The organism is Pseudonocardia oceanicola (genome assembly GCF_047200735.1).
Taxonomy (GTDB): Bacteria; Actinomycetota; Actinomycetes; order Mycobacteriales; family Pseudonocardiaceae; genus Pseudonocardia.
Map to the genome: position 1 here is coordinate 122,402 of NZ_JBJZON010000011.1, position 23,931 is coordinate 146,332.

Annotated in this window: 23 protein-coding genes and 1 pseudogene; 11 read left to right on the top strand and 13 right to left on the bottom strand. The window is 69.8% G+C overall.

Annotated elements, in window-relative coordinates; translation table 11 throughout:
• Positions 1-23 precede the first annotated feature (23 nt).
• From ACL02T_RS17570 to ACL02T_RS17620, 11 genes and pseudogenes are all read right to left on the bottom strand, one after another.
• Positions 24-643 (bottom strand): annotated as a pseudogene (locus tag ACL02T_RS17570) (phosphotransferase).
• Positions 589-1,062, bottom strand: a complete 474-nt coding sequence (locus ACL02T_RS17575; protein WP_412831801.1) for a phosphotransferase — start codon at positions 1,060-1,062, stop codon at positions 589-591. Before ACL02T_RS17575 ends, ACL02T_RS17570 begins: the two are co-directional and overlap by 55 nt.
• Positions 1,063-1,071: 9 nt before the next feature.
• The gene (locus ACL02T_RS17580) at positions 1,072-1,623 is read right to left on the bottom strand and encodes a Rieske (2Fe-2S) protein (protein ID WP_412831802.1); all 552 of its coding nucleotides are present in this window, start codon (positions 1,621-1,623) and stop codon (positions 1,072-1,074) included.
• 25 nt (positions 1,624-1,648) lie between these two features.
• Positions 1,649-2,749, bottom strand: coding sequence for an amidohydrolase family protein (locus ACL02T_RS17585; RefSeq protein WP_412831803.1), 1,101 nt, complete (start codon positions 2,747-2,749; stop codon positions 1,649-1,651).
• Positions 2,746-3,903 carry an amidohydrolase family protein gene (locus ACL02T_RS17590; RefSeq protein ID WP_412831804.1) on the bottom strand — a complete coding sequence of 386 codons (1,158 nt, stop codon included), beginning with the start codon at positions 3,901-3,903 and terminating at the stop codon, positions 2,746-2,748. The genes ACL02T_RS17585 and ACL02T_RS17590 overlap by 4 nt, the downstream gene beginning before the upstream one ends.
• Positions 3,904-3,922: 19 nt before the next feature.
• Positions 3,923-5,233 carry an ABC transporter substrate-binding protein gene (locus ACL02T_RS17595; RefSeq protein WP_412831805.1) on the bottom strand — a complete coding sequence of 437 codons (1,311 nt, stop codon included), beginning with the start codon at positions 5,231-5,233 and terminating at the stop codon, positions 3,923-3,925.
• On the bottom strand, positions 5,230-6,282 hold the full coding sequence (locus ACL02T_RS17600; protein WP_412831806.1) for a branched-chain amino acid ABC transporter permease: 1,053 nt from the start codon (positions 6,280-6,282) through the stop codon (positions 5,230-5,232). The genes ACL02T_RS17595 and ACL02T_RS17600 overlap by 4 nt, the downstream gene beginning before the upstream one ends.
• 6 nt (positions 6,283-6,288) lie before the next feature.
• Positions 6,289-7,182, bottom strand: coding sequence for a branched-chain amino acid ABC transporter permease (locus ACL02T_RS17605; protein ID WP_412831807.1), 894 nt, complete (start codon positions 7,180-7,182; stop codon positions 6,289-6,291).
• A gap of 1 nt (position 7,183) precedes the next feature.
• Positions 7,184-7,897: an ABC transporter ATP-binding protein gene (locus ACL02T_RS17610; protein ID WP_412831808.1), complete on the bottom strand. Its 714-nt coding sequence runs from the start codon at positions 7,895-7,897 to the stop codon at positions 7,184-7,186.
• On the bottom strand, positions 7,894-8,664 hold the full coding sequence (locus ACL02T_RS17615; RefSeq protein WP_412831809.1) for an ABC transporter ATP-binding protein: 771 nt from the start codon (positions 8,662-8,664) through the stop codon (positions 7,894-7,896). The genes ACL02T_RS17610 and ACL02T_RS17615 overlap by 4 nt, the downstream gene beginning before the upstream one ends.
• 134 nt (positions 8,665-8,798) lie before the next feature.
• On the bottom strand, positions 8,799-9,245 hold the full coding sequence (locus ACL02T_RS17620) for a Rieske (2Fe-2S) protein (RefSeq protein ID WP_412831810.1): 447 nt from the start codon (positions 9,243-9,245) through the stop codon (positions 8,799-8,801).
• 244 nt (positions 9,246-9,489) lie between these two features.
• On the opposite strand from ACL02T_RS17620, the gene ACL02T_RS17625 reads away from it, so the two are divergent.
• Positions 9,490-10,467: a PDR/VanB family oxidoreductase gene (locus ACL02T_RS17625; RefSeq protein WP_412831811.1), complete on the top strand. Its 978-nt coding sequence runs from the start codon at positions 9,490-9,492 to the stop codon at positions 10,465-10,467.
• Positions 10,468-10,547: 80 nt separating this feature from the next.
• Positions 10,548-11,708, top strand: a complete 1,161-nt coding sequence (locus ACL02T_RS17630) for a PucR family transcriptional regulator (RefSeq protein WP_412831812.1) — start codon at positions 10,548-10,550, stop codon at positions 11,706-11,708.
• Between the two features lie 45 nt (positions 11,709-11,753).
• Here the strand turns inward: ACL02T_RS17630 and ACL02T_RS17635 are convergent, their stop codons facing one another.
• Complete coding sequence (locus tag ACL02T_RS17635; RefSeq protein WP_412831813.1) at positions 11,754-12,851, bottom strand: amidohydrolase family protein; 1,098 nt, start codon at positions 12,849-12,851, stop codon at positions 11,754-11,756.
• 22 nt (positions 12,852-12,873) lie between these two features.
• The gene (locus ACL02T_RS17640) at positions 12,874-13,995 is read right to left on the bottom strand and encodes an amidohydrolase family protein (RefSeq protein WP_412831814.1); all 1,122 of its coding nucleotides are present in this window, start codon (positions 13,993-13,995) and stop codon (positions 12,874-12,876) included.
• Between the two features lie 258 nt (positions 13,996-14,253).
• Between ACL02T_RS17640 and ACL02T_RS17645 the strand changes: the two genes are divergently transcribed.
• From ACL02T_RS17645 to ACL02T_RS17685, 9 genes are all read left to right on the top strand, one after another.
• Positions 14,254-15,414: an alpha-hydroxy acid oxidase gene (locus tag ACL02T_RS17645; protein ID WP_412831815.1), complete on the top strand. Its 1,161-nt coding sequence runs from the start codon at positions 14,254-14,256 to the stop codon at positions 15,412-15,414.
• Between the two features lie 3 nt (positions 15,415-15,417).
• Positions 15,418-16,083, top strand: a complete 666-nt coding sequence (locus ACL02T_RS17650) for a fumarylacetoacetate hydrolase family protein (protein WP_412831816.1) — start codon at positions 15,418-15,420, stop codon at positions 16,081-16,083.
• A 48-nt stretch (positions 16,084-16,131) separates the two neighbouring features.
• Positions 16,132-16,671: a chromate resistance protein ChrB domain-containing protein gene (locus ACL02T_RS17655; protein WP_412831817.1), complete on the top strand. Its 540-nt coding sequence runs from the start codon at positions 16,132-16,134 to the stop codon at positions 16,669-16,671.
• 778 nt (positions 16,672-17,449) lie between these two features.
• Positions 17,450-17,611: a hypothetical protein gene (locus ACL02T_RS17660; RefSeq protein WP_412831818.1), complete on the top strand. Its 162-nt coding sequence runs from the start codon at positions 17,450-17,452 to the stop codon at positions 17,609-17,611.
• A 438-nt stretch (positions 17,612-18,049) separates the two neighbouring features.
• On the top strand, positions 18,050-19,579 hold the full coding sequence (locus ACL02T_RS17665; protein ID WP_412831819.1) for a sugar ABC transporter ATP-binding protein: 1,530 nt from the start codon (positions 18,050-18,052) through the stop codon (positions 19,577-19,579).
• 74 nt (positions 19,580-19,653) lie between these two features.
• Positions 19,654-20,718, top strand: a complete 1,065-nt coding sequence (locus ACL02T_RS17670; protein WP_412831820.1) for an ABC transporter permease — start codon at positions 19,654-19,656, stop codon at positions 20,716-20,718.
• An 80-nt stretch (positions 20,719-20,798) separates the two neighbouring features.
• Positions 20,799-21,947 carry a sugar ABC transporter substrate-binding protein gene (locus ACL02T_RS17675; RefSeq protein WP_412831821.1) on the top strand — a complete coding sequence of 383 codons (1,149 nt, stop codon included), beginning with the start codon at positions 20,799-20,801 and terminating at the stop codon, positions 21,945-21,947.
• 603 nt (positions 21,948-22,550) lie between these two features.
• On the top strand, positions 22,551-23,009 hold the full coding sequence (locus ACL02T_RS17680; RefSeq protein ID WP_412831822.1) for an NAD-dependent epimerase/dehydratase family protein: 459 nt from the start codon (positions 22,551-22,553) through the stop codon (positions 23,007-23,009).
• A 571-nt stretch (positions 23,010-23,580) separates the two neighbouring features.
• Complete coding sequence (locus ACL02T_RS17685) at positions 23,581-23,832, top strand: hypothetical protein (protein ID WP_412831823.1); 252 nt, start codon at positions 23,581-23,583, stop codon at positions 23,830-23,832.
• The last annotated feature ends 99 nt before the right edge of the window (positions 23,833-23,931 follow it).

A 23,931-nucleotide genomic window follows, 5' to 3' on the forward strand; every position in this document is an offset into this window, starting at 1 on the left:
GTAGTCGTCCCACGGCGTGATCATCAGTGGTTCCTCTCGGAGGGAGCGATCGGGTCGAGGGCCGCCCGGGCCGCCCGCAGGAGGGCAGGCACCGACGCGGCGAGGAAGGCGGAGTCGACCCCCGGCTGCGGCCTCAGCCTGCAGTTCTGGACGATCAGCGCGCACGCCGCCGCCTGCTTGTACCGCACGAGTGCGGCGAACCAGGGCAGCGCGACGACCTCGGCGTCGGACGCCTCCCGGTAGGCGCGCACGAGGGCCTCGCGTCCGGGCAGCGCGGGTCCCCCCGGGCGGGCATGGGCGTGGCCGGGTTCGAGGAACATGAGGAACCACGCGAGGTCGACCCTCGGGTCACCGAGCGACCACGTCTCCCAGTCGACGACCGCGGCGGGCACGCGATCCCGGAAAAGGATGTTACCGAGCGCCAGTCACCGTGCAGCAGTGACGGGCCGACCGGAGCGGGCAGACACGCCAGGAGGAGCTCCCGCACCTCGGCGGCGCCGTGCGAGAGATCCGGTGGGACGGTGCGGAACGCCGCCGTCCACCTCTCCAGCTCGGCGGCCGCGTCCGCCGCCTGTTTGCCGGCGTCGGTCAGGGGCGCGACCGGGAGCCCGTGCAGGCGGGCGAGGAGCCGGGCCGCGGCCACGGCGCGCGCCGCGATGACCTGCGCGTCGGCTCTGGACCGGTGGCGGGCCCGTCGAGCTGTGGCTCGTAGGCCTCACCCTCGACGAACTCCATGACGACGAAGGGGGGCACCTCGATGGGGCGGCTCGGGTCCTCGGTGAGGACGACCGGGACCGGGACCGTGCCGGCGACGTGCCGCATGACCCAGGCTTGGCGCAGCACGTCACGGTTGCGCACGGGCCGCAGCCCGGCGGGCGCCACCCGCACCACGGCCCGCGTACGGTCCCCGCCTGCCAGCGAGGCGAGGTAGGTCAGACCCGAGCTCCCACCGGCGAGCCGACGCAGGCAAGTGACCCGTGCGGCGTGAGGAATCCCGTCCAGCGCCGCCCGCACCCGCCCTTCGAGGTCCGCCGTCTCCGCGGAGCCGAGGTCGCTGGGCATACCGGGCCCTCAGCGCAGCGTGACCACGACGTAGTCGTCGTCCACCGCGACGTCGATCCGCTCCGCCGCCGGCGGGCGGGCGCTCCGCTCGCGAACCAGCGTGCGGTGGATCGGTCCCGGTACCGTCGGCTGGGGAGTGACGGCGTCGCCGACCTCGCCGATCGCCACCAGCTCGCGGACGTCGGGGCCGGGGGCGACGACCGACCCGTAGCGTCGCACCCGAGAGCGCTCCGGATCGGTGTAGGACCGGCCCGTCTCGATGTCGAACTCCCAGCCGTGCCAGGGACACTGGACGAGGACGCGGCTCTCGTCGAAGGTGGTCTGCCCGGGCCGCTCGGCCCGGACGACGTCGGTCAGCGGCCCTTCGCAGAGGGCGGCGCCATTGTGTGGACAGCGGTTGAGCAGGGCGTGGAACGTGCCGCGGATGTTGAAGACACCGATCGAGCGGCCACCGACCTCCACGATCAGCCGCTCACCGTCCGGGATGTCGTCGACCTTCGCGACGACGTGCCTGCGGGCGCGCCCGGGTGACCGCGTGGAGCGCGTTGGTGGCGTGGTCATCGGAATCCTCCTGTCGCCTGGGCGCTCATAGCCGGTAGTGCGCTCGCGCGTTGTCCGCCATGAGCTTCGTCCGGGCCTCGGGAGAGAGCACCCCGAGCAGCTCCGCGGTCCCGCCGTCGCCGTGTCCGTGCGGGTAGTCCGACGCGTAGAGGAGCATCTCGTCGCTGCCGAGCCAGCCGACGATCCTGGCCATCTCGGCAGCCGGGGTGCCGTCCGTCGGCTGCACGGACACCTTGATGTGCTCGCGGATGATCTCGGCGGGCGGACGGGTCACCCACGGGATGTCGCGCCGCAGACCCTTCCACTCCTTGTTCATCCGCCACATCATCCCGGGGAGCCAGGTGAACCCGCTCTCCAGGAAGGTCATCCGCAGCGTGGGCACGGCGGCGAAGAGACCCTCGGCGATGATGTTGACGAGCTGGGCCTGGAACATCTGCGGCGCCGCCGCGAGGAACTCGACGTGGTAGGCGGGCCACCCCGTGGCGGTGGGGGTGGCGTCGGGCATACCTCCGTAGTGGACAGCGGCGACGAGGTCGTGCTCGGCGATCGCCCGGAACAGCGGATGCCAGATCCGCTTCCCCCAGAGCATCTGCGACCACACGGGAAGCGCCACCTGGACGAAGCCCGGGTGCCCACCGACCCGTTCGATCTCGGCGATCGCGGCCCCGGGATCGTGGTGTGGCACCGTGATCGTGCCGCGCAGGCGGGGGTCCTGGTCGAGGAACTCCTCGACCAGCAGGTCGTTGATGGCCCGCGCGAGCACGGCAGTGACCTCGGGGTGGCGCACCGAGTCGAGGCCCCAATAGGGGTGCAGGACCGCGATGTCGGTGCTCCGGGGGGTCAGCAGGTCCGCGTCGAGCCGGGCCAGGGTGCCCGCGGGCACCGAACCGTCCTCGGGTCGCCAGCGGGCGGCCACGGTGGTTTCCACCTTGGGCGGGTAGACCATGCCGACGGGTGGCGCACGGAAGGCGGTCGCCTCGATGTAGGCGGCCCAGCCGCGGCCGAGGTAGGGATACAGCCGCTCGACGGTGCCGAGACCGACGTGGACGTCGACGTCGACCGTCGCACCCGGCCACTGTGAGACGGCCTGCTCGTCGAGGCTCGGGGACGGTGTGGACACGCTCACCGGGACAACCCCTCCGGTGTCAGGTCGAGCCGCCGGTAGCAGGTGGCGGCATTGGTGAGGAACAGCCTGCGGCGGGCGTCGTCGCTCAGGGAGCGGGGGACCGCGATGTCGGGCGCGTCGAAGTCCCAGTGCGGGTAGTCGCTGGAGAACATCAGGCGGGAGCCGAGGCCGGCCTCCTCCCACTGCTGGTGCATCTCGGTGAACTGGTCGGGACGGTCGGGTTCCTCCATGGGCTGTGTGGTGAACCAGAAGTGGTCGCGCACGTAGTCGGAGGGGCGGCGCTGCAGGCTCGGGATCTCCTCGCGAAGCAGCCCGTACGTGTGGTCGAGGCGCCAGAGGAAGGCAGGCACCCAGGACCAGCCACCCTCCTGGAACAGGATCTGGAGGGTCGGGAAGCGGTCGAAGGTGCCCTCGAAGACCAGACTCGCCATCTGCGGGAGCAGAACGGTCGGTAGTGCGGTGTGGTGTTCGTAGTAGAAGGACTGCCATCCCGAGCCGGTGATCACGTGCTGCGCCGCGGGGTGCAGCGAGATCGGCAGGTCGTGCGCCACCGCGGCCTCGAAGATGGGCCAGTACTTCTGGCTGCCGAACGGGTCGAGGGTGCGGAAGGGCAGCAGGATCTGCACGAAGCGCCGGTCCGCGGCGCATCGCTCGATCTCCTCGACGCAGGCCTCCGGGTTCTCGAAGGGCAGGCATATCGCGCCGCGGTAACGCGCGTCTGCGTCCAGCCAGACCTCGCTCTCCTGCCGGTTGGTGGCCCGCATCAGCTCCGTGACCAGCTCACGCGGGATCCCCGGGCCCATGAAGGCCTGCGACTGCATCACCTGACTGTTCAGTATCGCGATGTCGATCCCGTGCTGGTCCATCAGCTGGGAGGCGAAGAAGGCCGGGTCGGTACCGGGCAGCTCACCGTTCGGCCCCCAGGCATCGGTTCGCGCTGCGAGCGGATGAGCGCCGATCGTGAGGCCGAAGGCGGCCTGCTGGCGCAGCCCGATCCGGTCGACGTACCGCCGCCACCGCTCCGACACGTACGGCATGAGGTCGGCTTCGAACATGTACGGATGGCAGTCGCTGTCGATCCTGGTCACCGCGGGCTGCTTCGAGTCTGCAGTGCCCGGTCCGACTTCGGCCGGCCGCTCGGTCGAGGTGGTCATGTGCGCGAGTCCTCCCGGCCTAACGCGGCGCGTTGACGTCGACGTACTTCACGGGCCCGGCCGGATCGATGACCTTGATGAACGTGCCCTTGCCCGCTGCGGCGTCCCAGCGGGTGAGGCTCAACGAGGAGACCGGGTACGGGTAGTCGGGGAAGTCGATCTTCAGGGTGATGCCCTCCCGGAACATGCTGGGCACACCCGGCTGCTCGGTGAAGTGGTGCGCAGAGTCGATCAGGCCCTGCTGGGTGAGCGTCTTGGCCGCCTCGATCGTCTCGACCGCCATCTGCATCTGAAGCCACCCGGCCTGGGGGATGGCCTGCCCGGCCTGCTTGGTGACCTCGGGCATCTTGTCGATCCACGTCCGGTAGAGGGTCACGGCGGGGGTCGTGCTGTCGGGGTCCTGGTAGGGGGCGTGGTAGTAGATGCCGTCCTGGAGCTCCGGCGGCAGCGGCTTGATGTAGGCGGGGGCCAGGTTGGCGCTGTAGCGCAGCTTCGGCGTCCATCCGGTCTCGCCCACGCGCTGGAAGGCCTGGGTCTGGTAGGTGCCGCCCGATCCGAAGTAGATGAACACGTCGGCGTTCGTCGCGGCCAGTGTCGTGGCCTGCGAGGTCAGATCGGTCGTGGTGGTCTCGAACGTCACCGACTTCGCGACGGTGATCGAGGTGCCCTTGATGGCCTCGTCGAAGCCGTAGGAGAGGCTGCGGCCCACGTCGTCGTTCTGTGCCAGGATGGCGACGGAGGCGGTGCCGAACTCGTCCTCGAGGTACTTGGCGAGGGCGGGACCCTCGGCCAGGTAGCTCAGCAGCAGGCCGCCGGTGCCCTGCCAGGGGAACTGGGGGTTGCCGATCTCCGGTGCACCCGTCAGGGGCCAGATGCTGGGCATGCAGGCCTGGTCCACGCTGGTCCGGACGGCGAGGTTGTTCGCGGTGCCGTAGAGGCCGACGATCGAGAAGACCTTGTCCTCGCCGATGAGCTTGTCGATGTTGGTCTTGGTGCGCGACGGGGTCGCCGCGTCGTCGTAGGCGATCAGGTTGAGGGTGCGCTTCTTGCCGTCCGGCCCGGGGACGCCACCCTGGGAGTTGACGTAGTCGACGTAGCTCTGCAGCCCACCGCGGATGCCGATGCCGGACGCGGCCACGGGGCCGGACAGCGGCAGGCTGGTGCCGACCGTGATGGTGGTGTCGGTGACACCCTGCGTGCCGTCGGTGGGGCAGTTGCCCCCGCCGGACGCGGCGGCGCCGCCGCCGAGCGTGCCGCCGCCGCAGGCCGACAGAAGCAGGACAGTGCCTGCGCAGAGCGCGATCGCCAGGGATCGGGGTGATCTGGTCACGAGAACTCTCCTCGAGCGTGGGCTCCACTGGGCACCGGGGGCTCGGCGCCCTCGGTGCGGGGAGACGGGGTGGGTTCGTCAGGATCGGTGTCGGTCGAGCGGTCGCGTCGGGGCGGACGCCGCGACAGCAGGTTCCCGAGCGAGCCTGCGATGCCGCCGGGCAGGAAGAACAGGACGAGGATCAGCAACAGCCCGTTGATGGCCGGGGTGAGCTGCGGGTTCAGCCCGATCTCGCCGATCCACTCCTCGGAGTAGGCCAGGTAGACGCCTCCGAGCAGCGGGCCCAGCAGGGTGCCGGGGCCTCCGAGGACCATGGCCAGGAGCAGGTTGATCGACAGGAACACCGAGAAGTCGGCCGGGCTCACGTACTGGTTGACCGTGGCGAACATCCAGCCGGCGAGACCCGCCAGGGCGGCCGACACGCCGTAGACGAGCACCTTCGTCCGGGCCACGGGAACGCCGAGGGTGCCCGCGGCCGTCTCGTTGTCGCGGACGGCGAGTAGCGAGCGGCCGAGCCTGCTACCCAGCACCTGCCACATGAGCAGCCCGACGACCAGCGTGATGATCAGCAGGATCCAGTAGGACGACGCGATCGTCGAGCCGGAGATGAGCGCCGGCGGCTTCTGGTTCATCCGCAGCCCCGCCGTGCCGCCGGTCACCTCGGTGTACCTCACGATGACCTGCGGAAACACGATTCCGAGGCCGATCGTGACCATCGCGAGGTACATGCCCCGAATCCGGAGCGCAGGAAGCCCGCAGAGCAGCCCGGTCACACCGGCCAGCACCACGCCCAGCACCAGTCCTGTGAAGTGACCGAGCCCGGCGTTCGCGCTCAGCACGGTGACGTAGGCCCCGATGCCCATGAATGCTCCGTGCCCGACCGAGATCTGTCCGGTCAGCCCGGTGAGCAGGTTCAGACCGGCGATGGCCACGCCCAGGTAGAAGACGTGCTGGAGCTGGATGAGCGCCACCGGGGGCAGCCAGAACGGCCCGGCGACCAATGCCAGGGCGATGACGCCGCCGGCGACGGCGGCGAGGATTCTCCGCATCGGGGATCAGACCCTTTCCACGCGCGAGGAGCCGAACAGGCCCTGCGGTCGGACGAGCAGGACCACGACGATCAGGACGAGTGCGACGGCGAGCTGGAGCTCGGTTCCGACGAAGGGCAGGTAACCGCCCGCCATCTGTTGGACGAGGCCGATGATCATGCCGCCGAGCAGGGCGCCACCGATACTGTCGAACCCGCCGAGCGCGGCGGCGGCGAAGCCGTACAGCAGCACGGTGCTCATCATCGAGGTGCTCACGAACAGGGAAGGGGCGAGCAGCGCGCCCGCCAGTGCGCCGAGGCCGGCGGCGATGGCCCAACCGATGACCTGCGTGCGGCCGACGTTGATGCCCAGCAACCGCGCGCTCTCCGGGTTGCTGGCCGCGGCGCGCAGTGCGAGTCCGGTCCGGGTGCGGCTCAGCAGCAAGGCGAGCAGGCCGGTGACCACCAGCAGTGACAGGAAGGTCCCGAGCCTGTGGTACGAGACGACGACCGCCCCGAGCTGCAGCCCGCCGGGGGGGAACGGGGAGTCCAGTCTCTGCGGGTTGGTGGTGAAGATCCAGGCGGCGACAGTGCTGATCACCAGGAACAGGCCCATGGTGACCATGACCTCGCGTAGGTGGTCCCCACCTTGGAACGGGCGCATCACGAACCGCGACAGCCCGGCCCCCAGCAGCGCCCCGAACACGATGCCGCCGACGATCGCCCAGCCGATGGCGAGACCGGGTCCGTTGGGCGAGTTCGCCAGGTACCAGACGATGAACGCGCTGAACATGGCCATCTCGCCCTGAGCGAAGTTGATCAGTTTGCTGGCGCGGAACACGAGCACCAGGGCGAGGGCGGTGAACCCGTAGACCGAGCCGTCCGCGAGCCCGTCGACCAGACGCTGGAAAAAGAGGGTCATCTCACGCTCCCAGGTAGGCGCGTCGAACGGTCTCGTCCGCGGTGAGCTCGTGCGCCGAGCCCTCCGCGACGAACGAGCCTGCCTGCAGTACGTAGGCGCGATCGGCGATCTCGAGCGCCTTGGTGGCGTTCTGCTCGACGAGCAGCATCGCCGTGCCGGTGTCGTCGCAGATCCTGCGCAGGTCGCCGATGACCTGGTCGGTGAGCCGCGGCGAGAGCCCCAACGACGGCTCGTCGAGCATCAAGAGGGCCGGCCGGTCGATGAGGCTGCGCGCGATCGCCAGCATCTGCTGCTCACCACCGGAGAGGTTGCCCGCCCGCTGCGTCCGTCGCTCACCGAGAACGGGGAACGTTCGATACCAGTCGTCCAGTCGTTCAGCGAGCTCGGCGCGGCGCAGCCGCATCCCGCCGATGCGGAGGTTGTCCTCGACTGAGAGGTCGACGAACGTGCCTCGTCCCTGCGGAGCATGGCCCAGTCCGCGCCGGGCGCGAGCGTCCGGGCTGAGCGAACCGATCTGCTCACCCGCGAACACGATGGCGCCCTCGGAACGGACCGTTCCGCTGAGTGCCCCGAGGGTCGTGGTCTTCCCCGCCCCGTTGGCGCCGAGCACCGACACGATCTCGCCAGGGAGCACGTGCAGCGAGATCCCGTGCAGAACCTCCGCGGCGCCGTAGCCCGCGACCAGGTCCGTCACGGTGAGGATCGCCTCGCTCACGCGACACCTCCGAGGTATGCGGTGACGACGGCGGGGTCCTGCAGAACGGCGTCAGGGTCGCCGTCGGCGATCAGCCTGCCCGCGTCGAGCACCACGACCCGGTCGGAGATGTTGGAGACGAGGCCCATGTGATGTTCCACGAGCAAAGCGGTGAGTCCCAGGTCGCCCACGATGGAGCGGATCAGTGCGCCCAGCGTGTCGACCTCGGTCTCGGTGAGCCCTCCGGCGGGCTCGTCGACGAGCAGGAGCGTCGGGTCGTTCATCAGTGCCCGAGCGAGCTCGACACGCTTGAGGGTGCCGAAGGACAGGTCCGAGGCGCGCTCACCGGCGACCTCCGTCAGCCCGAGTCGCTCCAGGAGCACGTGCGCCCGGGTCCGCAGCCGTCTCTCGGCGCGGGTGGACCAGGGGAGGTGCAGGACGTCTGCCACGACCCAGCCTCTGGGCCGGTCGGTCAGGTGCCCGCCCAGCAGCACGTTGTCCAGAACGGAGAGCTTCTCGAGGACGGCGAGGTTCTGAAAGGTGCGGCCGATGCCCAGAGCCGCGATCGAGTGAGGACGCCGTCCGGTCAGCTCGTGGTCGCGGAACCGGATCGACCCCGACGTCGGGCGGTACAGCCCGCTGACGCAGTTGAACAAGCTGCTCTTCCCCGCGCCGTTCGGGCCGACGAGGGCGCACAGCGAGCCCGGCTCGACGGTGACCGTCACGGAGTCCAAGGCCCTGATGCCGCCGAAGTGCAGGCTCACCTCTGAGACCAGCAGTTCACTCATGTGCCCGCTCCGCGCGGGGCGAAGGAAGCGGCGGGTCCGATGCCGCGGCGGCGGTCCCGGTTACGGGTTCTGCTCATGAACGCACCTGTCGCTCGGCGGGCCGCGTCGCCCGTTGCGGTGGATGGTGGTGGGTGTCAGCGGGGCGTGGTAACGACCACGTACTCGTCATCGGTCTCGACCTCGACCACCTCGGCGACATACGGCCCCTTCACCCGCCCGCCCGCACCGACGGCCTTCTCGATCTCCGCACCGAGCTCCACGGCGACGTCGAAACGCCGCACCCGCGTGCGCTCCGCGTCGAACCAGGACTGGCCGGTCTCGAGCTCGAACTCCCAGCCGTGCCACGGGCACACGACGAACTTGTGGTCGGGGTCGAACCGGAACCGACCCGGTTCGTCGGACTCGAGCCGGCTGACGACTGCGCCGGCGCAGAGCGCCGCACCCTGGTGGGGGCAACGGTTGAGCAACGCGCGGAATGTGCCTCCCACGTTGTAGATCCCGATCGACCGCCCGTTGACGTCGACGATCAGGTGGCCGCCCTCTGGGACGTCGCTCACCCGTGCGACGACGTGCTTCCTCATCCCAGACTCCTTCGGCTGGCCTCGCGGGGGACGACGGAGTGTCGCGCACAGGCCGCTGGTGTGTCGCTGAACCCTCTCAGGAGAGCGTGATCACACCTATAGTTGCACAGCCGATAATCGACTCGTGGGCTTTGTCGATGGAGACAAGCCCATGTCGAGTCCGATGTCCACCACCAAACCCAGTGCGCGAAGCTTGTGCACAGCGACATCGGCACTGGACGACGGGCGTCCTAGTGTCCCGTGGATGAGGAACAGGCCGGTCGGTGGTGTGGAGAACGAGGTGTCGCTCGACCTCGTGGTCACGGAGATCTCTCAGCTCGCGACGGGGGTCCGCGGCATCGTGCTGCGTTCCCCGAGTGGCGCCGCGCTCCCTGCCTGGTCCCCAGGTGCCCACGTCGACCTCCATCTGCCGGGCGGCCTGGTGCGCCAGTACTCGCTGTGCGGCGATCCCTCCGATCGGTCCGTCTGGGCCATCGGCGTGCTCCGCGAGCCGGAGAGTCGTGGCGGCTCGGAGTTCCTGCACGCGGGGCTCGAGGTCGGAGCCACCCTCGGCGTGCGGGGGCCGCGCAACCACTTCGCGCTGGTGCCGAGCCCGCAGGTGCTGTTCGTGGCGGGCGGGATCGGGATCACCCCGATGCTCCCGATGATCGCGGAGGCGGACGCCGCCGGTCGTGAATGGAGCTTGCTCTACGGTGGCCGGTCTCTGGAGACGATGGCCTTCCTGGACCGGCTCGCGCGCTACGGCGAGAGGGTCCTGGTCCGCCCGGAGGACCGGCACGGGTTGCTGGACCTCGACGCTCATCTCGGAGAGCCGCGACCGGACACCGTGATCTACTGCTGCGGTCCGGAGAAGCTGCTGGTCGCGGTGGAGGAACGCTGCGCTGCCTGGCCTGCCGGCACACTGCACGTCGAGCGGTTCCACCCGCGCGCGGGCGTCCTGGACGGCGGCCCGTCGACCGAGTTCGACGTCGTGCTGGACCAGACGGGGCAGACCGTGCGGGTCGGGGCCGACGAGGCGATAGTGGATGCGCTGTCCCGTATCGGCGTCGACGTACCGACCTCGTGTCGTGAGGGCACTTGCGGGACGTGCGAGACGTCCGTCGTCGGCGGCGTGCCCGACCACCGGGACTCCTTCCTCACCGAGGCGGAGAAGGCCGACAACCAGACGATGATGATCTGTTGCTCGCGCGCGTTCTCGGCCAGCCTCACGCTCGATCTGTAACATCCGCTCCCACAGACCCAACGTCTGGAGGTTTCCGACCCCGGGAGGGCGATGTGGCCGGCCCCGATGTGAGTTCCCGCATGCCCTCCGGCGGCCTCGCCGCGGTGTGTCAGGAGCTCGTCGAGTCGATCTTGATCGACCCGACCTTCGGCGCCCGTCTCGAAGCGCGGATGCGGGAGGAGCTCTCCGCATACGGAGATCTCACGGCGGAACAGTTCAGGGCGATACCAGCGCTGCAGTGGGCGGAGATGAACGCCGAGCGTCGATCCTTCGTCGAGCCGGAGGCGGTCGAGCGGTTCTTGGCGGCGGGGCAGATCCGCGCCCGGCAGGGTGTGCCGGCGGGCGAGATGCTGCAGTCTTACCGGCTCGCCCATCAGGAGCTGAGGCGCCGTGCTCGCGAACTGCTCGCGGACGACCCGCTGCGCGAGGAACTGCTCCTCGAACTCTTCGAGCGCAGCATCGCGTTCGTGGATGCGGCAATGGTCGTCACCGCGGAGGGGCACCGCTCGGCGGAGCTCGAGATGCGTTGGCGGGACCACCACCACCACAGCACCGTGGTGCGGAAGGTGCTCATCGACGGGGACTCGAGCTCCAGCCTGCGCAACGACCTGGAGTCGTTCGGCATCGACTGGACGCGCTCCTTCTACGCCGTGCGGGCCAGGCCGGAGCCGGGGACCAACCTCGATCTGCTGCGCCGCTTCCTCCAGCAGGGCGACGACGGGCAACGCAACGGTCTCGTCGCCCTCATCGACCGCGACCTGTGCGGCTTCGTGGCGGGCCCACCGAGTTCCGTGCCGCCGACCGTCATCGGGCTGAGCACCTGCGTCCCGTTCCTCGAACTGCCGCGTGCGTTCGAGCACGCCGGCCGCGCGATGCGCACGGCGCTGGCGTTCGACATGCCCGCGGGGACGTACAGCGTCGCGGCTCTCGGAGTGCGGGCTGCGGTCACCGCGGACCACGATGTGGGCGTCGAGCTCTTCGAGCGTTTCGTCGCTCCGTTCGAGCAGCAGGGAGACGCCGGCGCCGCAATAGTGGACACGGTCCGGCGGTACCTGGAGAACAGGCAGCGGCTCGACCTCACCGCCGAGGAGCTGTGGCTGCACGTGAACACGATCCGCTATCGGATCAATCGCTTCGAAAGGCTGACCGGCTGCTCGCTGAGGAGGACCGAGGACCTCGTCGCCGTCTGGTGGGCCCTGCAGTACGGTCGGGCCCGCTTCTCGGGGTCGACGTCGCTGTGACCGGCCGATCCGGGCCCGCAGTCCCGTCCGGGCCCGGACTGTCCTCTAGTCGAGACGGTAGAACGTTCGCGCGTTGTCGGCCATGACGTCCTCGCGGCGGTCGGTCGGGAGGACTGCGAGGAGGCCGGCGACATCATCGGCGTGCTCGTGCGGGTAGTCGCTCGCGAACATGAGCATCTCGGGGCCGAGCCAATCGATGATGCGAGCCATCTCCGCCGGGGGACCGGCGTGGATGGGCGCGGTCGAGAACCGCATGTGCCTGCGGATGACCTCGCTCGGCGCCGTCCTCATCCATGGCACGGTGCGGCGCAGGCCCTTCCACTCCTTGTCCAGGCGCCACATCAGCGACGGAACCCACGTGAAGCCGCTCTCGAGCGCTGCCATCCGCAGCGTCGGGAACTTCTGGAACAGGCCCTCGGCCACGATGTTCGTCAGTTGGGACATCCAGATCTGCTGCTCGCCCGCACGCTCCTCGATGTACCACGACGGCCAGCCGCACGGGGTGGGGGCGCCGTCACTGGTCCCGCCGTGGTGCAGCCCCGCCACCAGGTCGTGCTCGAGCATCGCCTCGTAGACCGGGTACCAGTTGCGCTTGCCGTAGAGTGCGGGGCTGCGGACCGGCAGCAGCACCTGAACGAAGCCCGGGTGCCCGCCGACCCGCCGGATCTCGCGAACCATGTCGTCGTAGGTGTGCATCGGGATGACCAAGGAGGCCTTGAGCCTCGGGTCGCGCTCGAGCCACTCGGCGACCAGCCAGTCGTTCACCGCTCGCGCGATCGCCGCGGCGAGATCCGGGTGCCGGACCGAGTCCAGCCCGGCGTAGCAGTTGAGTATCGCCTGCTGGACGGGCCACGCGTCCAGCAGGTCCTCCGTCACCACAGCGAGTTCGCCACCTGCCTGTGGTCCGCTTTCCCGTCGCCACCGGGTGGCCACCGTGCTGGGTGCGTTGGGCGGGTACACGGTGTCGACCGAGAAGGGCCCCGGGTACCCGCGTTCGGTGATGAAGTCCCGCCACATCGGGGTCAGGTGCCCCCAGATCGTGCGCAGGCCCGCGAACCGGGCGTGGACGTCCACGTCGACCGTGGGGCCGGTCCAGCCACCCAGCGGGCCGGCCTCGGCGAGGGATGATGTCGTGAGGCTCATCGTTTCGGGTTCCTCCGACCGGCTAGGCGCCGAAGCGGTAGAGGGCCGCCGCCGACTCGACCATGATCGAGCGGCGGACGGACTCGGGCAGGGCGCGGGGCAGCGCCTCGGCGGGCGAGTCGTAGTCCCAGTGCGGGTAGTCGCTGGAGAACATCAGCCGTTCGCCGAGGCCGAGCGAGCTGAACTGCGCGAACGCGTCGTGGAACCACTCCGGTCGGGTCGGCTCCTCCATCGGTTGCGTGGTGAACCAGAAGTGGTCGGCGAGGTACTCCGACGGCCTGCGCTGCAGGTGCGACACCTCGCCACCGAGCACGTCGACGTTGCGTTCGAGCCGCCACGCGAACGGGGCGACCCACGACCAGCCGCCCTCGACGATCACGATCTTCAAGGTGGGCCATCGGTCGAACACCCCCTCGAAGACGAGGCTCGAGACGTGCGAGAGGGCGCCGTACTGGTAGCCCGCATGGTTCTCGAAGTAGTACGACGGCCAGCCCGCGCCCGTGAGCTGACCCATGCCCGAGCCGCCGGGATGGAAGGCCAGCGGCATGTCGTAGTGGGTGAGGATCTCGAACAGCGGCCAGTACTTCTCGTGTCCGAACGGGCGCTCCGTGCGTGTGGAGGCGATCGCCTGGACCCACCGGTCGTCGAGCTCGCGGCAGCGCTCGATCTCCTTGACCGCGAAGGCCGGGTTGTCGTACTGGATCGCGATCGAGCCCCGCCAGCGGGGGTCGCCGCCGAACCACTGGTCCATCGTCCAGTCGTTGTTGGCCGTCTCCAGCGCCGCGGAGAACACCACCGGGTCGTTCCCGCCGGAGTGGGAGATCTGGCCGGGGATGTTGTTCAGGATGGCGATGTCGACGCCGAACGCGTCGAGGTGCTGTCTCCGGGCGAAGTCGGGATCGCCGCCTGCGACGCCACACGGCGGTACGGCGTCGTGGCGCTGTGCCTGCGGCCGCAGCGCGGGGGAGGAGTCGGCCTCGTGGCGAGTACGGACGCCATACGTCTCGAGATGATCAACCCAGCGCCTCGGCAGGTAAGGGATGAGTGCAGCGGGGTAGGAGATGTTGTGGACGTCGGCGTCGACGAGCGTGAGACCCACCGGGCCGGTGATGTCGGCGAACGGACGCACAGCGGCTTCGGTCATGAGGCCAGCTTGACCCTGCTTCGAACCATGCACTACGGCGGGAAGCCACAAGCCGAGCGTAGCGACGTTGTCGACGTCGACAAGTCGAGACGTCGAAGGCCCTGCCACGGGTCGTGCCTGTCGACATCGACAAGTTCGGGCCCCGAATGATCGTGGGCAGACCAGTAGTCGTGGTCTGCTCCACGGTCGGACGATGCGAGGTGCTCCGGGCCGTGGCGGTCCCGGTACCGACCGACGACGGAGGTCCGTTTCGTGCGGATGCAGGACGCAGTCAACGTCGACGACTTCCGACGGATCGCGCGCAGGCGCCTGCCACGCCCCGTCTTCGACACCCTCGAGGGTGGCGCAGGCGACGAGTACTCGCTGCGCGGCAACCGCTCGGCCTTCGACCACATCGAGTTCCGTCCCCGCCCGCTCGCCGACGTGAGCAAACGGGACCTGTCCACGAGCGTGTTCGGGGAGAAGCACGCCCTGCCGATCATGCTGGCACCGACCGGTGCAGGCCGCCTCGCGCACTCGTCCGCCGAGCTGGCGGTGGCCCGGGCCGCGGCCCGGGCGGATGCGGTCTACATGCAGAGCACAGTGGCCGCATTCCCGCCCGAGCAGGTCGCCGAGGCCTCGACCGGCAAGCTGTGGTTTCAGCTGTACCTGCCTCGTGCCCGGGACGAGACCGCAGATCTGCTGCGCCGGATCGAGTCGGCGGGTTACCGGGCCTTGTCGGTCACCATCGACGCACCTGTCTTCGGCAACCGGGAGCGGGACGCCCGCAGCCGTCTACTCAGCCGCGCGCCGTGGCACCCGCAGATGCTGGCCCACGGAATCGCCAGGCCGGCCTGGGCCCTCGACTTCGTGCGCGGCAACTTCGGCCCCCGGCGCCCGGGGGGCAAGCAGCGTCTGACTCTCGGGCAGACCCGCAGCACCATCATGAACTCGTCCTACTCGGTGACGTGGGAGGACCTCGACCACGTCAGGTCCGTCTGGAAGGGGCCGTTGATGGTCAAGGGCCTGATGCGTGGCGACGAGTGCGCCCGGCTGGCGGACGCCGGAGTCGACGGGGTCGTCGTGTCGAACCACGGCGGCCGTCAGCTCGACGGTGTGCCCGCCACGGTGGACGTGCTCCCCGAGGTGGTCGACGCAGCAGCCGGTCGGCTCGCGGTGTTCCTCGACGGCGGCGTCCGCCGAGGCAACGACGTGGTGAAGGCACTCTGCCTGGGCGCCTCCGGTGTGTTCGTCGGCCGGCCCTACCTCTACGGACTCGCCGTGGGCGGCGAGGACGGGGTGTACCGGGTGATCGAGCTGCTGCGCGCGGAGCTCGACCGGGCGATGGCGCTGCTCGGCGCCGCGACGGTGGCCGATCTCGACCGCACCCTCGTCTCCGGCGCTCGCATCCCTCCCACCCTCTCACCGTCGAAGGGCTAGACCGTGCCACTGGCCATCCCCGTACCCGGCAAGATCATCGCAGTCGGGCTGAACTACCGCGACCACGCGACCGAAGGGGGGGTCCCGGTGCCTGACGTGCCGATGCTGTTCGGACACTGGCCGAACGCACTCATCGGGCCCGGCGACCCGATCGTCCTTCCCGACCCGGAGCTCGATGACCAGATCGACTACGAGGCCGAGCTCGCCGTCGTGATCGGGGAGCGGGCGAAGGCGATCGCGCCGGCAGACGCGCTCGGCGTCGTGGCCGGGTACTGCGCGTTCAACGATGTCAGCGCGCGCGGACTGCAGCGCGACGCCGGCGGTGGCCAGCAGACGATGGGCAAGTCACTGGACACCTTCGACCCAGTAGGCGTGATGACCCCGGCCTCCGAGCTGCCGAACCCCCAGAGCCTGCGGATCCGCACCCTGGTGAACGGTCGGGTGCTGCAGGACGGCAACACCTCCGACCAGATCTTCCCGGTCGCCGAGATCATCGCCTACCTCAGCCGGACGATCACCCTCGAGCCCGGCGACCTGATCGCCACCGGCACCCCGGCGGGCGTGGGCGTCCTCCGGACCCCGCCGGTACTGCTCCGGCCCGGGGACGAGGTCACGATCGACATCGACGGCATCCAGCCGCTGACGAACCCGGTCGTCGCCGGGGTGTGAGCGGGCCAGGCCCGGGCGTGAGACAGACGATCGAGAGGAGCTGTCGGGATGCGCTGGACCACCTACGACCACGTTCACCTGGACCGGGTGGCGACACCGTGGCTGATCCTCAGATTCGTGGACCCGGCGGCGGAGTTCGACTTCGTGCCGTTCGGGAGCGTCCCGACCCTCTCCGAGGGCACGACGGCCTTCGGCATCCCCGGAGTCGGGATCGGCGCTCACGACGCTGCCGGGACGGCGTTCGAGAAGACGGTCCGCTACTACGAGCTGACGGATCCCGTCCTCGACGCGGTGGGCAGGATCGTCGCCGCCGGAGTCCGGCATGCGCTCGGTCTTCCACCGGCTCCGGCCGAGACGGCCGAGGAGTCCGCGATCGGCGCGACGCTCGACAGACTCGGATCGGGGGCGGCGCTCCACACACCCGACCTCCGCAACATCGAGATGAGCATCCCGATGTACGACGCGCTGTACCTCTACTGCGGAATTCGGGATCTGCCCGAGCAGGTCCTGGCGAACGCGCCGCAGACGCCTGCTGCTCGGATCAGCTATCTCCGACGGTTCGTCGGTGCACCGGGCAGGCAGACGTGAACCACCATCGACCGGCCCGGATCCCCTGGGTGCCCGGACGTCGGTCATCGTGTCGGTGGCTTCGCCGGGCTCTCCCCGCCCGGGGCGGCGACCCGCTCGCTCGCCGTGATCGCAGTCGGCGGGGACGTTCGGCTCGGAGCTCGGGTCCGTCGCCGACGAAGGCGGCGGCACCGGCGCACCTGTCCTCCTGGTCAATAGCGACGGTACCTCGAAACGGATGTGGCGTGAGGTCGTCCGACAGCCTCCCGGCGTCCAACGGGTGACACCCGAGCTGCTCGGGCACGGAGAATCCTGCGCCGTGGCGAGGCCTCACGCTGCCGGAGCCCGCGGACGCGGTGGTCGGCCATGGACCATCTCGGGACCGACCGTCCCTCCGTAGCAGATCGGCCAGGTCCGCAGCGTCGCGCTCGTCGTTCTTCACCCGCCGCAGCCCGAACATCTTCACTTCGGACGTAGGCGCCGAGGGTGGCCAGCGAGCGGTGACGGGTCTGGTGGGCGATCGCCCGGTCGGAGGCCGCGCGCAGGTGTGAGTAGGTCACGAACCCGGCCCGCAGCGAGTGCGCGGGAGTACGGCCCGCAGCGAGCTCGGCGTGTGCGGTCGCGGCGTGCACAAGGTCGTTGGTCGACTCGGGCCGCAGGCCACGGTCGAGCACGCGGTTGCCCCGGCCGACCTTCCGCAGCACCGGCCCGTCGGTGATGCCACCAGCGTCGAGCCAGGTCCGCAGGGCGGTGACCGGGCAGCGGGCGCGCCGGTTGGCGTCCTGATACGCGCCCGGCGGTGGTCGACGTGGCCGTGTTCGGGGTGCCGAACGCCGACTTCGGCGAGGAGGTGAAGGCCGTCGTCCAGCCCGCGAACATGCGCGCGGACCCGACGGACGCGCAGGCGCTCGCCGAGGAGTGCATCGTGTTCTGCCGCGCGTCCCCGTCCGACCTCAAGTGACCGCGGTCGGTCGACTTCCGGGCCGAGCTGCCGCGCCAGGCGACGGGGAAGCTATACGAGCGACTGCTGCGCGACGAGTACTGGATGCGCCCGCCGGGGCGTAGCCGTAGGCGTCGCGGCCCGATAGGTTGCCGACCATCGCACCGAGTGCACCCACCCGTTTACCGAGCCTTGACTTGAGCGCCTCGGCCTGTCAGGGTTCGGCGAAGGTTGAGTCATAGACTATTTAGCGTTGGATAGTCGTTGTTGGTGATCCTCCACCCACCGGGAGAACCCGGGCGAGACCACGGAGAGTCTCATGCCTGACCGCCACGCCATGATGCGTAGGCCCACGGCTCCCCGCCAGACGGCTGGGATGCGAGCCGAGACGCCGGATGGCGTCGAACCTTCACACGGACACCCGTGCGAAGGCCGTGAGCACAGCCTTGCGGGGGCGTCGTGACGACCCTGGCGCGACCCGACCAGGATGTCCTGCTCCGGGTCACCGGACTGTCCAAGACGTTCCCTGGAGTCCGGGCCCTCGATGGCGTCGATCTCGAGCTGCGGTCCGGGACGGTGCACGCACTGGTCGGGCACAACGGGTCCGGCAAGTCGACCTTGATCAAGAGTCTCTCGGGATTTCACCGGCCGGATCCCGGGGCCCTCTTCGAATGGCGTGATGCGGCCGGGGCCTGGCGCAGGTCGGCCGCGGCCGGTGAGGTCGGCTCGCCGATCCGCGTCGTCCACCAGAACCTCGGTCTGGTCGACGGTCTCAGCGCCGTCGACAACTTCGCCCTCAACGGAGGCTTCCAGCCGCGCCGCCGTGGCGGGATCGACTGGCGGGCGGAGCGGCACGCCGCCAAGGAGGCCATCGCGCCCTTCGGGGTGCGGCTCGATCTGGACGTTCCGGTGGGGCGGCTCACCCAGGTGCAGCAGACCCTGGTCGCGATCGCCATCGCGCTGCGCGGGTGTGCGCCCGGTGAAGGTGTCCTGATCCTCGACGAGCCGACGGCCGTGCTGCCGGCCAAGGATGCGCGCACCCTGTTCGCGACGATCGCGCGGCTGCGTGCCGCCGGCAACGCGATCCTCTACGTCTCGCACCGGCTCGGTGAGATCTTCGAGATCTCCGACACGATCACCGTCCTTCGCGAGGGTCGTCGCGTGGCGACGGCCCCGACGACGGAGATCACGAGGTCGGAGCTCGTCCGCCTGATGCTCGGGGAGAACGACGGGCCCACCGAGCGGGTCGCGCGGTCGGGTTCGGAGGTCGCGGCGATCGAAGTGCGCGACCTTCGTGGCCGATACCTGCGGGGCGCGTCCTTCGACGTGCGGCGGGGAGAGATCGTCGGGTTCGCCGGACTCCCCGACGACGGGCGCGAGGAGCTGCCGCGTGTCCTCGGGGCCGGTGCCGCGGCCTCGTCGGGAGCGGTACGGGTCGGTGGGGTCGGTCCCTGGATGTCGGTGCGGTCGTGGCGTCGCACCGGCGTGGGGTACGTGACCGGAGACCGTGCCCGAGAAGGCGCCTTTCCCACCATGACGGTGCAGGAGAACCTCACCCTCAGCGCCCTGCGGTCGATCGGCAGCCGGTGGCTGCTGACACCGCGCGCGGAGCGTGACTTCGCCGCGACCTGGGCGACGCGCGTGGGGATCGCCCGACGCCGGCTGTCGGAGCACCTGGACAACCTCAGCGGCGGGAACCAGCAGAAGGCGGTGATCGGTCGAGCCCTCGCCAAGGAGCCCACGTTGTTGGTGATGTCCGAGCCCACCGCAGGTGTCGACATCGGAACCCGGCTGAAGATCTTCGCGTTGCTCGCCGAGCGGGCGGCCGCCGGCCTGTCGATCGTGGTGACCTCGACCGATGTCGACGACTTGATCGCCCTCTGTGACCGGGTGCTCGTGCTCCAGGGTGGCCGCGTGGCCGGCCAGCTGGAGGGGCCACGGATCGACGAGCCGAACCTCATGCGAGCGATGGAAGGTCTGGGGGACTGATGACGAGCGCAGACAGTGACCACCGCCTCGACAGCGCGAGCGGCGATCCGCGCGGTCCCCAGCGGGAAGCGGTCTTGACCGATCTCGACGACGATGTCGAGCCGCTGGCGAAGCGGGCTGCGGCCTGGTTCTCCTTCAAGAACGTGGGCGCGAGCTACATCCTCATCGCGCTCATCGTGTACTTCCTCGCCGCCGAACCCCTGTTCGGCGAGTGGGCGACCCTCAAGCAGATCCTCAACGGCAACACGGTGACCGCGCTCGTCGCCCTGGCGCTGGTCCTGCCTATGTCGGCAGGGGTCTTCGATCTCTCCGTGGCCTATGTCGTGACCCTGAGCGGGGTCGTGTCGACCTATCTGATCGTGATCGGCGGGTTGCCGGTGGCCCTCAGCGTGGTCATCGCCCTCGTTGTCTCGGCGATGGTCGGAGTCGTCAACGCCTTCGTCGTGGTCGGCCTCAAGATCAACTCTTTCATCGCGACACTCGCCACGGGGTCGTTGCTCCAGGCCGCGGTGATCGCCGTGTCGGACTCGACGGCGATCAGTGGCAGCGAGCTGCAGGGCGGCTTCGACGCGATCGCCCAGACCGAGGTCGCCGGGTTCACCCTGCCGATCGTGTACGTCATCGTGATCAGCCTGGTCATCTGGCACGTCCAGGAACGTACGGCGGTCGGTCGACGCATCTATGCCGTCGGCTTCAACGCCGAGGCCGCCCGTCTCGCCGGCGTCCGTGCCGATCGGGTCCGGCTCGGCACGTTGATCTTCTCGTCGACGCTGGCCGGGTTCGCCGGGATCGTGCTCGCGTCGTCGATCAACTCAGGCTCGCCCTCGGCGGGTGACCCGTACCTGCTTCCCGCCTTCGCCGCCGCTTTCGTCGGAGCCACCCAGTTCAAGCAGGGCCGCTTCAACGCCTGGGGCACGCTTCTCGCGATCGTGCTCCTCGGTGTCGGCACGGTCGGCCTGGGTCTCAGCGGCGGCGAGGGGTGGACCCAGTCGCTTTTCACCGGCCTGGTCCTGATCGTCGCGCTGGCGGTGACAGCCTTCGAACGTCGATCCGGCGCATCCGAGGACGTCGTTCCGGTCCGCCTGCTGCGCAGGCTGGTCGGAAAGGGTCCGGAGCGGCCGGCCGACCGGACCGGTTGACGGTCCTGGTCGGGAGGTCAGACCCCGGTCCGGCCGACGCACACCCACTTCACGTGTCACCACCCCAAAGGAGGGGCCGCATGTCGAGTCGTAGGGCGATCCGTACGGTCGCTGTCATCGCCGCGCTGGGGCTGGGGGTGATCAGCGGCTGTGGGGGCGGTACCTCGTCCGATGCCCCCGTGGCCGCATCCTCCGCGAACAGCGTGACGCCGGACGCGGCGAAGGCGGATCTTGCCGAGTACACGAAGCGTCCCACCACGATCCCGCTCACCACCCCGGTCAGCAAGCCGATCCCGACAGGCAAGAAGATCGCCTACATCAGCTGCGGGACGGCGGCGATCTGCAGCGCCATCGGCCAGGTCGCCGGTGAGGCCGCCTCCGTCCTGGGCTGGACCGTCGAGACGTATCCCACGGACGGCACTGCGGACAAGGTGCGCAACGCCTGGGAGACGGTGCTGAGGAATGCGCCCGATGGGATCATCTATACGGCCACACCACCCACCATGATCGGCAAATACGTCGAGGAGGCGGCCGCCAAGGGAATCCCGGTCGCGGCGTGCTGTGTGGTCGACGACAAGGGTGTGTCGGTGCCCCCGGGAGCGGGCCTGGTCTACAACATCGGGTCGAACCAGGCCGAGGTACGGACACCGGTGTGGATCAGCCAGATCCTGGCCGCGGCCGGTACCGCCCCGGCCGACGTCGTCTACGTGTATCCCGACTACGCGACCACGAAGCACACGGGCGAGGTCTTCATCCAGCAGCTCGAGGCGGCGTGTGCCGAGTGTTCCGGCGACATGCTTCCGGTCCAGCTCACAGAGCTCTCCAAGACCCCGCAGGCCGTCGTGAGCTACCTGCGCTCGCACCCCAAGGTCAAGTACGTGGTGCAGGGCAGCACGAACGCGACCGATGCCGGGCTCACCGCGGCCATCAAGGCGGCGGGGCTGACCGACATCTTCGTGACCGGGGCGGCACCGGGCGCCACGACCCTCGACGAGATCGCCGCCGGCACCGAGGCGGGCGTGATCAACTTCCCGCTCTACGAGTACTACTACGGCGCACTCGACGCCATCGCCCGCACGATCGTCGGAGACCAGGTCCAGCCCGCTTTCACTCCTGACGCATGGCTCCTCACGAAGGACAACGTCGGCGATGTTCCGAGCGGGACGGTGTACTTCCCGCAGGTCGTGGACATCAGAGACCAGTTCGCGAAGCTCTGGGGCAAGGTCTAGCGACACGGTGGGTCACGATCGCCTGTGCTCACCCGACGACTCGCCGCCCTTCGTCGCCTCCGCCGGCATGGTGCCCGTCGCCTGCGGAGGCGACGCGGGCTGGATCGGTCCTTGCGGACAAGGGACGAGGAGTCGGCGTCGGTGGGGTCGGGGTACACGAGCCGCCCGATCGGCCTGTGGTTCCCCCCACCGACACGCAGACCCGCACTTCGTCGAGACCGTGCGCGAGGCTGTGGGTCGGAGTCTTCGACCTCGCGATCGTGACGTACGGCCGGCTGACGGCGGTCGCGAGGCGACGGCGGGCAGATGCGGGCACCTGGTCTTCGGGAGCGGCCTTTCGCCGTACCGCGGCTACCTCGGCCGCCGCTCGGCGCCTCCCAGCGGCATGACGCTCATGACTCGCGAGGACGGACCACTCGCCGACCCGACTCCGGCTCGCCCAGGTTCCCGACGCTCGTCCGCGGCGGAGCGTGCCGTCATGGAGCGGTCGGCCGAGCGTGGTCACGTCTTCACCAGCATCCGTTATCCCCAGATCCACGGCCCCCGCAAGGTGCTGGTCCGGGCTGGGCCATCGTCACACGGGTGCTCGGCGGACGGCGCCGCATGATCCTCCCCGACGACGGGCTCTGGATCGTCTCGCTCTGCGGGACGCGCAATGCCGTCGAGGTGGTCCTTCGCGCGGCAGATCGGCCCGATGCGGCCGGGGGACAGGCTTACAACTGTGCGGACGACGATCACCGCACGGTCCCTCTGTGGGCGGAGATCGTCAGCGAGTTCGCGGGTGACGAGGCGATGGAGCTGGTCGGGGTGCCGTCGGAGATCGCGCCGTCGGCGCTGTCGGAGCTCCTGGCGCCGGACGCACACCCGCACGCGCTGGTCGATGCGGAGAAGGCGCGGGTCGAGCTCGGCTACTCGGACGCGGTGACTGCCCGCGACGCGCTCGCCGAGTCCGTGTGCCGGCGGCGGGACAATCCGTCGACCCTGCTCGCTATCCCGGGAGGTTCGACTACGAGCAGGAGGACGGGCTGGTGGCCAGCTAGCGGGATGCGATTCGCCGACTGAGCCTGGATCCACCGCGAAATGGGCGCCTGACGGCGGGTCGTGACACACGAATGGCCCCTCTGAGCTCGGAGAATGTGGCTTACCACGGTCGCATTGGTCGCCGCACTGAAGGGCGTCCGCCGGATGCGACTAGCTCACGCCCGCCGCGGTGTCGGTGTGGTTCGATGATCCCAATCTGGTGTCGTGTGCGGGCCTGGCCGCGGTGTGGGCGCTGGCCGCCCGCTGCGGGCTGGCGTCGCTGCTGACCGGGCGGCTGCGGATCGCCGCGGAGGGCGGCGCACGCCACCGGGAAGGCCCTCGTCCTGGTCGCCGGGATGATCTGCGGCGCGGACTCGGTCAGCGACGTGGACCTGGTGCGCCACGGCGGCATGCCCCGGCTGTTGATCGAGGTGGGGGCGCCGTCGATGCTGGGGTGTTCCTGCGCCTGTTCACCTTCGGCCACGTCCGCCAACTCGATGCCGTGGTCGCGCGGCTGCTGGCCCGGGCTCACGCGCACGACCCCGGTCCTGTCCGGTGCCGAGCGGGTCGGGTTCGGCGGATCTGGACGACACGGTGCGCGCCACCTCCGGCGATGCCAAGCAGGGCGTATGCCAAGCAGGGCGCCGGGCGCGGCTGCACCGGGGGGAACGGACTCAACGCGCTGCTGGCCACGATCGGCACGCCGCGCTCGGCCCCGCTGATCGCGGCCAGCCGACTGGGCAAGGGCGCGACCAACTCGGTGCGGGGCGCGGTGAAACTGCTGGCCGACGCGCGGGCGACCGCGCGCCGCGCCGGTGCGACCGGGCTGGTGATCGTGCGCGCGGACTCGGCGATCTACGGCTAGGACCTCATCAGCCTGCCGCCGCGCCGGGGCCCGGTTCTCCATCACCGCGCGACAGACCCCGACGGTGCTCCGGGCGATCACCACGATCCCGGAGGCGGC

What these genes read in the sequence shown, in the direction of transcription:
- ACL02T_RS17575 (WP_412831801.1), bottom strand. Translation starts at nt 1,062, where the DNA reads ATGCCCAGCGACCTCGGCTCCGCGGAGACGGCGGACCTCGAAGGGCGG.
- ACL02T_RS17605 (WP_412831807.1), bottom strand. Translation starts at nt 7,182, where the DNA reads ATGACCCTCTTTTTCCAGCGTCTGGTCGACGGGCTCGCGGACGGCTCG.
- ACL02T_RS17645 (WP_412831815.1), top strand. Translation starts at nt 14,254, where the DNA reads ATGCAGGACGCAGTCAACGTCGACGACTTCCGACGGATCGCGCGCAGG.
- ACL02T_RS17685 (WP_412831823.1), top strand. Translation starts at nt 23,581, where the DNA reads ATGCCAAGCAGGGCGTATGCCAAGCAGGGCGCCGGGCGCGGCTGCACC.
- ACL02T_RS17680 (WP_412831822.1), top strand. Translation starts at nt 22,551, where the DNA reads ATGATCCTCCCCGACGACGGGCTCTGGATCGTCTCGCTCTGCGGGACG.
- ACL02T_RS17615 (WP_412831809.1), bottom strand. Translation starts at nt 8,664, where the DNA reads ATGAGTGAACTGCTGGTCTCAGAGGTGAGCCTGCACTTCGGCGGCATC.
- ACL02T_RS17590 (WP_412831804.1), bottom strand. Translation starts at nt 3,903, where the DNA reads ATGACCACCTCGACCGAGCGGCCGGCCGAAGTCGGACCGGGCACTGCA.
- ACL02T_RS17655 (WP_412831817.1), top strand. Translation starts at nt 16,132, where the DNA reads ATGCGCTGGACCACCTACGACCACGTTCACCTGGACCGGGTGGCGACA.
- ACL02T_RS17620 (WP_412831810.1), bottom strand. Translation starts at nt 9,245, where the DNA reads ATGAGGAAGCACGTCGTCGCACGGGTGAGCGACGTCCCAGAGGGCGGC.
- ACL02T_RS17675 (WP_412831821.1), top strand. Translation starts at nt 20,799, where the DNA reads ATGTCGAGTCGTAGGGCGATCCGTACGGTCGCTGTCATCGCCGCGCTG.
- ACL02T_RS17640 (WP_412831814.1), bottom strand. Translation starts at nt 13,995, where the DNA reads ATGACCGAAGCCGCTGTGCGTCCGTTCGCCGACATCACCGGCCCGGTG.
- ACL02T_RS17630 (WP_412831812.1), top strand. Translation starts at nt 10,548, where the DNA reads ATGCCCTCCGGCGGCCTCGCCGCGGTGTGTCAGGAGCTCGTCGAGTCG.
- ACL02T_RS17600 (WP_412831806.1), bottom strand. Translation starts at nt 6,282, where the DNA reads ATGCGGAGAATCCTCGCCGCCGTCGCCGGCGGCGTCATCGCCCTGGCA.
- ACL02T_RS17635 (WP_412831813.1), bottom strand. Translation starts at nt 12,851, where the DNA reads ATGAGCCTCACGACATCATCCCTCGCCGAGGCCGGCCCGCTGGGTGGC.
- ACL02T_RS17580 (WP_412831802.1), bottom strand. Translation starts at nt 1,623, where the DNA reads ATGACCACGCCACCAACGCGCTCCACGCGGTCACCCGGGCGCGCCCGC.
- ACL02T_RS17625 (WP_412831811.1), top strand. Translation starts at nt 9,490, where the DNA reads ATGAGGAACAGGCCGGTCGGTGGTGTGGAGAACGAGGTGTCGCTCGAC.